Source organism: Marinicella marina (genome assembly GCF_030065545.1).
In the GTDB taxonomy this organism is placed as follows: domain Bacteria; phylum Pseudomonadota; class Gammaproteobacteria; order Xanthomonadales; family Marinicellaceae; genus Marinicella; species Marinicella marina.
Genome location: NZ_JASJNC010000008.1, coordinates 147306 through 159945, shown reverse-complemented (window position 1 = coordinate 159945; position 12640 = coordinate 147306). Strand labels below are relative to the sequence as shown.

The 12640-nt window shown below is 43.9% G+C and carries 14 protein-coding genes; 13 read left to right on the top strand and 1 reads right to left on the bottom strand.

The genetic code is table 11. The annotated features are described in order from the left end of the window. Positions 1-87: 87 nt before the first annotated feature. The 13 genes from rnhA to QNI24_RS13240 all read left to right on the top strand — a co-directional run bounded on the left by rnhA (position 88) and on the right by QNI24_RS13240 (position 12079). Positions 88-528, top strand: coding sequence for a ribonuclease HI (gene rnhA / locus QNI24_RS13300; protein ID WP_267176558.1), 441 nt, complete (start codon positions 88-90; stop codon positions 526-528). Further along, the gene (dnaQ, locus tag QNI24_RS13295) at positions 525-1247 is read left to right on the top strand and encodes a DNA polymerase III subunit epsilon (RefSeq protein WP_267176559.1); all 723 of its coding nucleotides are present in this window, start codon (positions 525-527) and stop codon (positions 1245-1247) included. Before rnhA ends, dnaQ begins: the two co-directional genes overlap by 4 nt. 106 nt (positions 1248-1353) lie before the next feature. Next, a complete protein-coding gene (gene serS / locus QNI24_RS13290; protein ID WP_267176560.1) occupies positions 1354-2631 on the top strand; it encodes a serine--tRNA ligase in 1278 nt (425 codons plus the stop codon). A gap of 78 nt (positions 2632-2709) precedes the next feature. Continuing rightward, positions 2710-3516 (top strand): FHA domain-containing protein, encoded by an 807-nt coding sequence (locus QNI24_RS13285; protein ID WP_267176561.1) that lies wholly within the window; start codon positions 2710-2712, stop codon positions 3514-3516. 172 nt (positions 3517-3688) lie between these two features. Beyond that, positions 3689-4486 carry an enoyl-CoA hydratase-related protein gene (locus tag QNI24_RS13280; protein ID WP_267176562.1) on the top strand — a complete coding sequence of 266 codons (798 nt, stop codon included), beginning with the start codon at positions 3689-3691 and terminating at the stop codon, positions 4484-4486. Continuing rightward, positions 4486-5970, top strand: a complete 1485-nt coding sequence (locus QNI24_RS13275; RefSeq protein WP_267176563.1) for a 3-hydroxyacyl-CoA dehydrogenase — start codon at positions 4486-4488, stop codon at positions 5968-5970. The genes QNI24_RS13280 and QNI24_RS13275 overlap by 1 nt, the downstream gene beginning before the upstream one ends. Continuing rightward, the gene (gene pcaF, locus QNI24_RS13270; RefSeq protein WP_267176564.1) at positions 5967-7172 is read left to right on the top strand and encodes a 3-oxoadipyl-CoA thiolase; all 1206 of its coding nucleotides are present in this window, start codon (positions 5967-5969) and stop codon (positions 7170-7172) included. Before QNI24_RS13275 ends, pcaF begins: the two co-directional genes overlap by 4 nt. A gap of 82 nt (positions 7173-7254) precedes the next feature. Next, positions 7255-8238, top strand: a complete 984-nt coding sequence (gene paaA, locus QNI24_RS13265) for a 1,2-phenylacetyl-CoA epoxidase subunit PaaA (RefSeq protein WP_267176565.1) — start codon at positions 7255-7257, stop codon at positions 8236-8238. Next, positions 8238-8519, top strand: coding sequence for a 1,2-phenylacetyl-CoA epoxidase subunit PaaB (paaB, locus tag QNI24_RS13260; protein WP_267176566.1), 282 nt, complete (start codon positions 8238-8240; stop codon positions 8517-8519). The genes paaA and paaB overlap by 1 nt, the downstream gene beginning before the upstream one ends. Then, positions 8519-9292, top strand: coding sequence for a 1,2-phenylacetyl-CoA epoxidase subunit PaaC (paaC, locus tag QNI24_RS13255; RefSeq protein ID WP_267176567.1), 774 nt, complete (start codon positions 8519-8521; stop codon positions 9290-9292). The genes paaB and paaC overlap by 1 nt, the downstream gene beginning before the upstream one ends. Next, a complete protein-coding gene (gene paaD / locus QNI24_RS13250) occupies positions 9292-9771 on the top strand; it encodes a 1,2-phenylacetyl-CoA epoxidase subunit PaaD (protein ID WP_267176568.1) in 480 nt (159 codons plus the stop codon). The genes paaC and paaD overlap by 1 nt, the downstream gene beginning before the upstream one ends. Further along, entirely contained in the window at positions 9764-10819 is a 1056-nt protein-coding gene (locus tag QNI24_RS13245; protein ID WP_267176569.1) for a 2Fe-2S iron-sulfur cluster-binding protein, read from the top strand. The genes paaD and QNI24_RS13245 overlap by 8 nt, the downstream gene beginning before the upstream one ends. Before the next feature lie 6 nt (positions 10820-10825). After that, positions 10826-12079 (top strand): arginine deiminase, encoded by a 1254-nt coding sequence (locus QNI24_RS13240; protein ID WP_267176570.1) that lies wholly within the window; start codon positions 10826-10828, stop codon positions 12077-12079. 81 nt (positions 12080-12160) lie between these two features. Here QNI24_RS13240 and QNI24_RS13235 read toward each other — a convergent pair whose 3' ends face one another. Continuing rightward, complete coding sequence (locus QNI24_RS13235; RefSeq protein ID WP_347177854.1) at positions 12161-12631, bottom strand: Hsp20 family protein; 471 nt, start codon at positions 12629-12631, stop codon at positions 12161-12163. Positions 12632-12640: the final 9 nt, after the last annotated feature.

The window sequence follows — 12640 nt, the reverse complement described above, 5'->3', positions numbered from 1 at the left end:
GCTCAATGATGCCATAATCATTTATCATGCACCAATCATTTTTTAAATACTGAAGGCGGCTAAAGGTTGCCGTTGATGCCAATTACAATGACAAAAAAAATAGAAATATTTACCGATGGCTCATGCCTGGGTAATCCAGGGCCAGGGGGTTGGGCGGCCTTGCTGAGTTTTCAGGGAAAACGCAAAATGATTAAAGGAAATACCGCTGAAACAACCAACAACAGAATGGAACTGACGGCTGTGATTGAAGCGTTGAAAGCATTGAAAGAGCCTTGTGACATTGAATTGTATACAGATTCTAAATATGTCATGGACGGTGCTAAGGTTTGGATGATTAATTGGAAGAAAAAAAACTGGATGCGCAACAAAAAAGAGCCGGTCAAAAATGTCGACTTATGGCAAGCTTTAGATAAGAGACTGCAACAACATCAAGTCAAATGGCATTGGGTAAAAGGCCATTCTGGCCACCCAGAAAACGAAGCGGTTGATACAGCTGCCAGAGAACAAGCGGAGCTATTGAGAACATGAGTAACAATAAACTCATTATGTTAGATACAGAGACCACTGGATTAAAACCCCAAGATGGTCACAGAATCATCGAAATTGGTGCTTTGGCAGTGATCAACCGCGAAGTAACCGAATTGCATTACCACCAATACATCAATCCAATGTACGCGGTGGATGAAGAAGCATTGGCAGTTCACGGTTTGAGTAACGAATTTCTGGCAGATAAACCATTGTTTGAAACCATCGTTGATGAGTTTCTGGCTTTTGTGACAGGTGCTGAACTGGTGATTCACAATGCGCCATTTGATGTGGGGTTCATCAACCATGAATTAAGCCTGTGTGGGAAGCAGATACGCATTGAAGACATCTGTACCATCACTGACAGCCTGGATTATGCGAAAAAGAAACACCCGGGTGCCAAAAATAACCTGGATGCTTTGTGTAAAAGGTATGGTATTGGTAACGATCACCGAACATTGCATGGTGCATTACTTGACTCGGAAATCCTGGCCCAAGTTTATTTGGCCATGACTGGTGGCCAAACCAAATTAAACCTAGATACCAGTCAAAACAGTAATCACGCCAGTTTCAATTTTGATTTGTCAGATTTGCCTGCACTGAAGGTGGTTAAACCTAGTGAGGAAGAAATGCAAAGTCATGAACAGTGGCTAGAAAAACACAGCAGTGATGACAATCAGTTCATATATCAAAGCACCTCAGGTGCGAAACAGCTGAATTGACTGAGGTTTCATATCAGGGTTAATTAAGATAGTTCAGCACCGGCTTCTCAAAGCCTTTGAACTGAGCTAAAATGCCAGCCTTAATTTCAATCAGGACAGGTAGATCATGTTAGATCCTCAGTTATTACGCAACGAATTAACACAGACCGCTGAAAAATTGGCCCAGCGGGGTTATCAATTAGATGTGCAAAATTGGCAACAACTTGAGGCCTCAAGAAAAGCCATTCAGGTTGAAACTGAGCAGTTACAGAATCAAAGAACCACCATTTCCAAATCAATCGGTCAAGCCAAAGCCAAAGGAGAGGACATTCAGCCTTTGTTGAGTCAAGTGGCCAGTATTGGAGACAAGTTGGAACAGTCAAAAAACCAATTAAAGACCATCCTTACTGAGATGGAAGCGGTCACCTTATACACGCCTAATTTGGCTGATGATTCAGTGCCCTTGGGCGATGATGAGAATGACAATGTTGAAGTAAGCACCTGGGGCACACCAAAAACATTTGATTTTGAAGTCAAAGACCATGTGCAATTGGGCCAAAATAATCAAGGCTTAGATGCTGAGTCAGCAGCTGGTTTGTCAGGTTCTCGTTTTACTTTATTGACTGGTGAAATGGCACAAATGCACCGCGCTTTGTCACAATTCATGTTAGACAAACACACGCAACAGCATGGTTACAAAGAATATTATGTGCCTTATATGGTTAATGCCGAAACCATGCAAGGCAGCGGACAGTTACCGAAATTTGCGGACGATGCTTTTATCACTGAAGATGAACGTTATTTGATTCCAACAGCAGAAGTTCCATTGACCAACTTGGTGGCAGATACCATCCTTGACGAGGCTGAACTGCCCATCAAGATGACCGCGCACACCCCTTGTTTCAGGCGTGAAGCTGGCAGTTATGGTAAAGACACCAAAGGCATGATCAGACAGCATCAGTTTGATAAGGTAGAAATGGTTCAAATAGTCCATCCTGAGCATTCATTTGCAGCATTGGAAGAGATGACTGGGCATGCTGAGGCTATTTTACAAGACCTCGAATTACCATACCGTAAATTGGTTTTGTGTACCGGAGACATGGGTTTTTCGGCCACTAAAACTTACGATTTAGAGGTTTGGGTGCCGGCTCAACACACTTACAGAGAGATTTCTTCATGTTCTAACTGTACAGATTTTCAAGCCCGTCGCATGCAAGCCAGATTTCGCAATGCCGATGTTAAAAAACCACAATTGGTGCATACCTTAAATGGGTCTGGTTTGGCTGTTGGCAGAACTTTGATAGCTGTGATGGAAAACTATCAAAATGACGATGGTAGCATCACTGTACCAGCAGTTCTGAAGCCATATATGAATAACAAAAGCAAGGTCAATAAAGCCAAATAAATTGCTTGTTTGAGTTGTAACTATTGTTTGCTATAATTAAAAAACATAATCAGCGAAATAAGCTTAAAGGACACACTTATGAAATTACATTTTCCACAAGGGGATCATAAAGACATCGAGCTAACTGAGGGTAGTTATACCATTGGTAGTGCAGAAAACAATGATGTCAGTATTCAAGACAAAGGTTTGGGGGCAATTCACGCCACCTTGACTTTGACAGATGGCGAATGCGTGTTAACAATTGATAGTGAAGCAAGGCTCACTTCGGTCAATGGTAAACTGGTAACCAAATCAAAAGAATTGCGTGAAGGGGACTTAATAATTGCGGCGCAAGTTCACATGAAATTAGCATCTTCAGAGGAAACAGAAGAAGAGGAAGATGACAACCGTACACGAGTTCGAATGGCTTTACCGAAGTTCGTATTACGTGGTGTGTCCGGGGCATATTTTGGAAAAACTTATCCGTTGCGAGGGACCACCATTATGGGTCGTCACTCTGAATGTCATATCTGTGTCAACGCCGACGGTATTTCAAGAAAACATGTACAGATTGATGCCGAGGCAGATGGTCTCGTGGCCACTGATCTGGGGTCTTCTAATGGCACTTATGTCAATGGAGATAAAATCGATAAAGCCGAATTGAAAGTGGGCGATGAATTGCGCATCGATAACATTCGATTTTTGATTCAAACCCCTGGTATGACTGATCCTGCACTAGAACAACAAAGCAGCGCCAGCAAAAGTAAACAGGCGCCTCGCAAAGAAACTCCCGCAGTGGTAGAAAAAAGCAGTGGTGGTGTCAAATGGTTGGTGACAGTATTGGTGTTAGGAGGTGCCGTAGCTGTGGCCTGGCAAATGGGCTACTTGGATGGCCTTCTGGGGTAAATAACCACCTCATTAAACATTTGAAAACGGGCCTAATGGCTCGTTTTTTTTTGGTATTATGTCGATATGGTTGTTGCCATTGAAAGTTTAAAATATTGGTGAATCAATAAAAACAGCAACCACATTATTGCAGTATAATATTGTGCTCTTATAAATACCTCTTATGAATCAAATGCCTGACAAATTTAACGACCTGAAGACCATCCAATACGATAAGTCAAATCACATTGCTACGGTGACGCTTAATCGCCCTGACAAGCTCAATGCTTTTTCAGCCACCATGCATGATGAGTTTTTTGCTGTGCTTACTGATTTGGTCAACGACAGCGACATCAGGTGTGTGCTTTTAACTGGAGCAGGCCGAGGGTTTTGCGCTGGACAGGATTTAGGCGAGAGAAAAAGCGGTGAAAAAATGGATTTAGGTGACAAACTTGAAAATGGTTACAACAAAAACCTACGCTTATTGAAATCAATTCAAGCCCCTGTGGTTTGTGCGGTCAACGGAGTGGCAGCAGGAGCCGGTGCCAATATTGCATTAAATTGTGACATTGTTGTGGCTAAAAAATCAGCAAAATTCATTCAATCATTTTCAAATATTGGTTTGATTCCTGATTGTAATGGGACCTGGGTTTTACCTAAATTGATTGGTTTGGCGAAGGCCAAAGCCATTGCCATGTTAGGCACCCCAGTGATGGCTGAAGAAGCAGTCAGTTGGGGTATGATTTACCGCGCCATAGATGATGAAACTTTTACACAAGAAGTCGGTAATTTAATAGAAACACTGGCCAACAGGCCCACCCGTGCTTTATCCTTCATTAAGAATATATTTGATGAATCTTACAGCAACCGCTTTGGCGAGCACTTAGATCGGGAGCGTGATGTTCAACGAGTGTGTGGTCTCAGTGATGATTTTGCTGAGGGTGTTGCCGCATTTAACGAAAAAAGAAAACCTGTTTTTAAAGGTCACTGATGAATGAAAAAACAAACAACAAAGAACTGAATAGTGTAGGCGTGGTTGGTGCCGGAACCATGGGTATAGGCATTTGTGAAGTGGCTGCAGCTCATGGTCAAAAAGTGGTATTATTTGATGTCAATAATGAGCAAGCCAAGACAGCTCTGACGAGTATGCAGGCCCGACTTAAAAAAAGGGTCATCAAAGGCAAAATCACTCAACAGCAAGCATCTGAAATCGCCAGTCGCATAGAAGTTGTTGATGATTTGGCCCATTTCAGTGGTTGTGACTTGGTGGTAGAGGCTGTTATTGAAGATTTAAAAATAAAGCAAGAACTGTTTAAGACCTTAGAAATCATCACTTCCAGTGAAGCATTATTAGCCACCAACACTTCTTCCATATCGATCACGGCGATTGCTGCTGCGATGAAAGATCCATCGCGACTTTTTGGGATGCATTTCTTTAACCCAGCGCCAGTAATGAAACTGGTTGAAATCATCAGCGGTAAACAGACCAATTCAGCATATCTTAAACAAGCCAAGGCAATATGTAAGTCATGGCAGAAAGTAGCGGTTATGGCCCAATCAACTCCTGGCTTTATTGTCAACAGAGTGGCCCGTTCTTACTATGGTGAACCGCTGAAAATGTTACAAGAAGGACTGTCTGAATTCCATCAAATCGATGCGGTTATGACGGCAGCCGGTTTCAGAATGGGGCCTTTTGCTTTGATGGACTTAATTGGTATCGATATCAATTATGCGGTCAGTCAAACGGTTTATGAGGCGATGTTCAACGATCCCAGATTCAGGCCTTCACTGATTCAAGGCGAGATGGTCAACGCCAATCAACTGGGTAAAAAAACCCAGCAAGGGTTTTATAACCATAGACCTGGAGCAGCCAATCCCAAACCTGAATACCTTTATAGTGATGCAACATTCGATTCACTGGTGGTGCCAGAGGAGGAAACATTTTTCAGTAAAATGTTTTGTGACTTTGAATACGACCAACGCAAATGGCACGGTGACCAAGTGATTGTCAGTGGTTGTGAGTTGCGGCTGTCAGATGGCCGTTTGGCCAGAGAGATAGAAAAAGAAACCAACCAAGCTGTGTGTTTGGTTGATGTGTCTTTTGATTATAAAAAATCGCAAGCGGTTAACTTGTGTTTCAGTCCTGGGGTTAATCAATTCATGAAAAATCGTATCGTGGCTTGTTTCAACCACATGGGTAAAAATGTGATTGAAACCCCTGACCAACCAGCTTTGATTGCGCTGAGAACAGTGGTGATGCTCATCAATGAAGCGGCGGATGCTGTATTCAATGGTGTTTGTTCTGCCAAGGATGTCGATTTATCGATGCGTTATGGTGTGAATTACCCGAAAGGCTTGTTGGCTTTCGGTGAAGAACTGGGGTGGTCGCTGGTGGCTCAAACTTTACAGCGCCTGTTTGGTTGGTTCGGTGATGATCGTTACCGCTTATCACCTTACATCAGGAACCAATTATGAGAAAAGTATACATTTGTGATGGCATCAGAACACCCATAGGGCGCTTTGGCGGTGCTTTGGCCAGTGTCAGGCCCGATGACTTGCTGGCACATGTCATTGATGCACTGATGCAGCGCAATACTCAGTTAACTGGTGATGATGTGGATGATGTGATTGCTGGCTGCGCCAATCAAGCCGGCGAAGACAACCGCAACGTGGCAAAAATGTCGGCATTATTGGCTGGTTTGCCATCCAGTGTGGCAGGCATGACTGTCAATAGATTGTGTGCCTCTGGTTTAGATGCCATTGCCACTGCAGCCAGAACCATCGCATTTGGTGATGCTGAAGTGATGATTGCTGGTGGCGTTGAGTCCATGTCTCGAGCGCCTTTTGTGATGCCCAAAGCAACCCACGCTTATTCCAGAAAAGCAGAAATTTTTGACACCACATTAGGTTGGCGTTTTATCAACCCTAAATTACATCAGCAGTATGGCACAGATTCTATGCCTGAGACCGGTGAGAACGTGGCGCTGAAATTCAAAGTCAGTCGTGAAGATCAGGACTTCTTTGCTTACCGCAGCCAACAAAAATCAGCAGTGGCACAAAAACAAGGCGTATTTGCTGAGGAAATCGCGCCGGTTACAATTCCTCAACGCAAAGGGGATGACATCACAGTATCAACTGACGAACATCCCAGGGCCAGTACCACATTGGAAAAATTAGCCCAATTAAAAACGCCATTCCGACAAAATGGCACGGTCACAGCAGGCAATGCCTCTGGGGTCAATGACGGAGCTTGTGCCTTGTTGGTGGCATCAGAAGAAGCGGTTAAAAAATATGCTTTGCAGCCGCTGGCAGAATTTGTAGGTGCCAATGTCGCCGGTGTTGATCCTGAGGTGATGGGTATTGGTCCTGTGCCTGCCACAAAACAACTTTTAAAACGATATGGCCTTACCACCGATGATTTGGCTGTGATTGAATTGAATGAGGCATTTGCCTCACAAGGATTGGCGGTCTTGCGAATGTTGGGTGTTGACGATGATGATCCTCGGGTTAATCCCAATGGTGGCGCTATTGCATTGGGTCATCCACTGGGTATGAGTGGAGCCAGATTGGCACTGAGTGCCATTCGCCAGTTACACAGAATCAAGGGTGAATACGCATTGTGCACCATGTGTATCGGTGTGGGCCAGGGTATGGCACTGCTGTTGAAACGTGTATGACTCGACCAGATTAAGCATTATAATTAACATCAAATTGACGATGAAAACGTTAAAATATAAAGCGACTTAGAAAGAGAAATTTATGTATTCACAAGGTTTAACTGACGCCAAAGGGCAACAAGAACCAGCTGATTTATTGGCTGAGTTTCAAGCTAAAATTGACAGAGAAGAAAAAATCGAACCCAGAGACTGGATGCCAGCGGCTTATCGTAAAACGCTGATCCGTCAAATGTCCCAACATGCCCACTCTGAAATCGTGGGTCAGCTGCCAGAGGGCAACTGGATCACTCGCGCCCCTTCGTTGAAGCGCAAGATGATTTTATTGGCTAAGGTTCAAGATGAAGCTGGTCATGGCTTGTACATTTACTCAGCCACTGAGACATTGGGTGTCTCAAGAGATCAGTTGACCGAAGAACTGCTCACAGGAAAAGCAAAATACTCTTCAATCTTTAACTATCCAACACCCTCATGGGCTGATATGGGAGCCATTGGTTGGCTGGTTGATGGTGCTGCCATCATGAACCAGGTTCCGCTGTGTCGCGCTTCATATGGTCCCTACGCACGTTCAATGGTGCGTATCTGCAAAGAAGAGAGTTTTCATCAGCGGCAAGGTTATGAAATCATGACTGTTTTGGCGCGAGGAACGGCGGCACAAAAAGACATGGCTCAGCGGGCCTTGAACAGAACTTGGTGGCCGGCATTGATGATGTTTGGTCCCAGTGATAAAGATTCAAAACATTCTGAACAGTCAATGAAATGGAAAATCAAACGATTTTCTAACGACGACTTACGCCAGAAATTCATCGATGCCACCGTGCCACAAGCGGAACACTTGGGTTTGACCATTCCCGATCCAAAACTGAAATGGAACGAAGCAACTGGTCATTACGATCACAGTGAAATCGATTTCAACGAATTGTTTGAAGTCATTAAGGGCAATGGGCCGTGTAACAAAGAACGTTTGCAAGCCAGAATTGATGCCCACAAGCAAGGTGCTTGGGTCAGAGAAGCTGCTGAGGTCTATCATCAGCGTCAAAAAGACAACAATGAAAGCGAGGCAGCTTGATGTCTGAATTAAAGTTGTATGAAGTCTTTATCAGGGCCAAATCAGGTTTGAACCACCGCCACGTGGGTTCATTACATGCCAGTGATGCTGAAATGGCATTGCTCAATGCCCGTGATGTATATACCAGACGCAAAGAAGGCGTCAGTATTTGGGTAGTTGAGGCCGATAAAATCACTGCCTCCAATCCCAAACAAGAACATGAATGGTTTGACCCAGCAGAAGACAAAGTATATCGACATCCGACTTTTTACCCATTGGATAAAGAAGTGGAGAACATGTAATGAATCAGACAGTTACAGTGAGTGAACAAGCTTTATACCAGTATTTGCTGCGACTGGCCGACTCCTCATTAACCATGGGCCAACGTCTTGCCGAGTGGTGTGGTCATGGGCCTTATCTAGAAGAAGATGTGGCGTTGACCAATGTTTCTTTGGATGCCATTGGCCATGCTCAAATGTTTTATCAACAGGCTGCGGCATTGACAAGTAATGAGAAGTCCGCTGATGATTTGGCTTTTTTACGTGATGCGCATGAATACCGCAATCCCATCATCACTGAGTTGCCTCGGGGTGATTTTGCTTATACCACTTTGAAACAGTATTTCATTGATGCATTCAATTTATATCTTTTTACAGGCTTACAAAACTCCAACAACGAAACTTTGGCACTGTCAGCTAGAAAAGCATTGATGGAAGTCAAATACCACCTTAAGCGCAGTGAGGCTTGGGTGGAGCGTTTGGCATTAAGTACTGAAACGGCTCAATTAAAAATCCAAAAGGCTTTGGACGATTTGTGGTTTTATACTCCTGAATTGTTTGAGGTTGATGAGGACATGCAGGGTTTGATTAATGCAGCTGTTATTCCAGATTATGATGAAATAAAACAAAACTGGCGCCAATTGGTTGAAAAACACCTGAACGCATGTGAATTGAAACTGCCAGAGAGTGGTTGGGTAGCAACTGGCGGCCTGGCAGGTGAACATTCAGAACATTTGGGCTACTTATTGGCTGAAATGCAGTTTCTGCCGCGGGCTTACCCTGGTTGTGAATGGTAATGACCGCCAGTGACAAGCAACTGAACCTGGCCACCATTGAGAAGATATTAGCTGCAGTCAAAGACCCTGAAATACCAGTTATCAGCATCAGAGATTTAGGTATTTTACAAGGTGTTGAAATAACTGGTGATGCTGTGGTGGTTAAAATCATTCCTACTTATTCCGGCTGTCCGGCAATGTATGCCATCCAATCAGACATAAAAAACGCCTTGGCCGCACACCACATCACAGCGGTTAAAGTGATGCTGGTCGATGACCCAATCTGGACCACCGATATGATCAGCAAAAAAGGCCGAGCAGCAATGCAGGCTTATGGCATTGCGCCACCTTTAGATGTCGGTCAAAAAACCATCAAGTGCCCCCAATGCCAATCTGAAAATACCCAGTGTATCAGTGAATTTGGATCTACGGCTTGTAAAGCTTTGTACCGCTGTGAGGATTGCCTCGAGCCCTTTGATTATTTTAAATGCCATGCATAAATTCCATCAACTAACCATAAAATCGACCAGAGAACAGCCCAACGGCATCATTTGGACCCTCTCAATTCCGCATAATCTAGCAACCGAGTTTGCCTACCAGGCGGGTCAACATTTAACTTTTAAAGCTGTCATCAATGGTGAGGAGCTGCGCCGCAGTTACTCGATTTGCTCAGCACCGAGTCGCTCAGGTGAAATTGATGTGTTGATCAAGGCGGTAGATGATGGGCGATTTTCCCAAGCCGCCCAGTCTGATTATCGGGCTGGCAGTTTGATTGACGTGATGCCACCCAGCGGTCATTTTACCCTCAGTCCCCAGGAGCATGAAACCTATGTGGCATTTGCTGCAGGTTCAGGAATCACCCCTGTCATGGGCATGATATATGCCGTGATGGAAAACACCGAAACAGCTGAATTTATTTTATTTTACGGCAACAGTAAAACTTCTGATGTGTTGTTGCATGATGAAATTGCGGCGCTTAAAGACCAATTTGGTAGTCGCCTGAGTTTACATTTCTTTTTAACGCGCCAACAAGTGGATGTGCCTTTGTATCAAGGTCGTTTCGATGCTGACAAAGTCAAAACCATCAATAAATATTTGCTACAACACATTGGCGCAGATGGCTATTTTGTTTGTGGACCAGGTGCAATGATAGACCAGGTATGTGAAACATTGATTGATTTGGGAATAGACCCAGCAAAAGTACACAATGAACGCTTCCTCAGCGATGGCCAAGAAATATCATTGGCTGAGAAAACCATCAAAGAGGATGCTGGTGTCACTGTCACCATCGACGGTGCCAACCATGAGTTCAATTTAGTGGCAGGAACGCAAGCCACCATTCTAGAATCAGCTGAATCTGCAGGTGTCGACTTGCCTTATTCTTGTAAAGCGGGTGTATGCGCCACTTGTCGTTGTAAGTTGTTGGTTGGCGATGTTGAAATGATTAATAATTACTCATTGGAAGAATGGGAGACCAAAGCAGGGTACATATTGAGTTGCCAAGCTGTGGCCCGCTCAAGTAAAATCCACATCTCTTTTGACGAGTAGGCTTTTATGAGCAGTGCAAAAATTTCCAACTTTTCTGAAATAGGAAAGCTCAACACAGTCATCATCCATGAACCGGGTTCAGAGATGGAAAACATGACGCCAGAGACAGCGCATGAGGTCTTATACGATGACATATTGAGTCTTGACTTGGCCTTAAAAGAACATGCTCAATTGGCCGGCGTGCTGAATGTAGTGTCTGACAATGTTTTAGAATTCAAGGTATTACTTGCTGATGTTCTTGTGGACTCTAAAGTAAAACTTGATTTGCTCCAAGATGTTTGTGCATTGCATGGACACAACGAGTTGGTCGATGACTTGATGGCTTTTGATGCCAAAGACCTGGCTGAACAGCTGTTCCAAGGCACTTTACTGAAGAAGAACACCCTAGAACGGTACATCAGTCCTTCCAGGCATGCCATACCGCCATTACCCAATGCGTTTTTTACCCGCGATGCCGTCATGTGTGTATATGACAAAACCATTATTGGCTCTATGGCACATCGAGTGCGATTGACCGAAGCTTTGTTATTGAAATCTATTTTTAATAACCATCCCATGCTGAAAGGTCAGGGTTTTCATTTTGATGGCACCAAAAGAAAAACCGAAGCACTGACCATTGAAGGTGGTGATTTATTGGTGATTAAAGATGATTTATTGGTTATTGGTTATTCTGAAAGGACATCTGCCCGTGCCATTGACCGCATGGCTGAAAAACTCTCAGCGGGGAAAGAAAACCTCGACATCGTTGTTGTTGAGTTACCAAAAATCAGAGCAACCATTCACTTGGACATGATATTTACCATGTTGGATGTTGATACTGTGATGAATTTTGCTCCATTAATCACTGGGGCAGGTAAGTGTAAGGCTTTTCATTTAAGTTGTACTAACGGCAAGATCAACTACATCAATGAATATTCAGGCTTACCCAAAGCTTTGCGCTTATTCGGTTTGGAGCTTGATTTTGTTAATTGTGGTGGCGACAATCCGTTTGCACAAGAACGTGAACAATGGACCAGTGGGGCTAACTTTTTCACCTTCGCGCCAGGTCACATCATAGGTTATAAGCACAACAAAGCCACCATGGATGCGCTGGATTTGGCTGGTTTCGAAGTCATTGATGCCGATGATTTGATTGCTGGACGTGTGACCATGCCGGAAGGCAAAGCAGCAGTGGCTATGGATGGTTCTGAGCTATCCCGAGGCGGCGGTGGTTGTCGTTGTATGACCATGCCGGTACATAGGGATGCGGTTAACTGGTGATGTTTGCTTTGATGATTTTATTCTCAAAATAAAAAGGCCTGCAAATGCAGGCCTTTTTAGTTACTGAACCAAAGTTAATTCTCAAGCAACATCTTGTTTATTTTCGACGGCTTTAGGTCCCTGGTTGATGGTTTTTTCATCGGTGCCAATGGCAATGGTTCTTGGCTTCATCGCTTCAGGAATTTCACGTTCCAGTTCGATATGCAGTAAGCCATTGTTCATATTGGCAGCCTTTACTTTAACATGATCTGCCAGTTGAAAACGGCGTTCGAAAGAACGGTTGGCAATGCCACGGTGGATGTACTTACCTTCCACATCGTTTTCTTTCTTGCCTTTGACCGTTAAGGTGTTTTGTTCAGAGGTGATTTCTAAATCATTATCACCAAAACCAGCCAGAGCCAAAGTGATGCGGTAGTTATTTTCATCAATACTTTCAATGTTATATGGTGGGTAGCTTGGTGTTTGATCAATGCGGTTGGCTTGATCTAAAAGTTGAGCCATGCGATCAAATCCAATTGAAGTACGGAATAAAGGTGTTAAATCGAAATTCATAATATATTC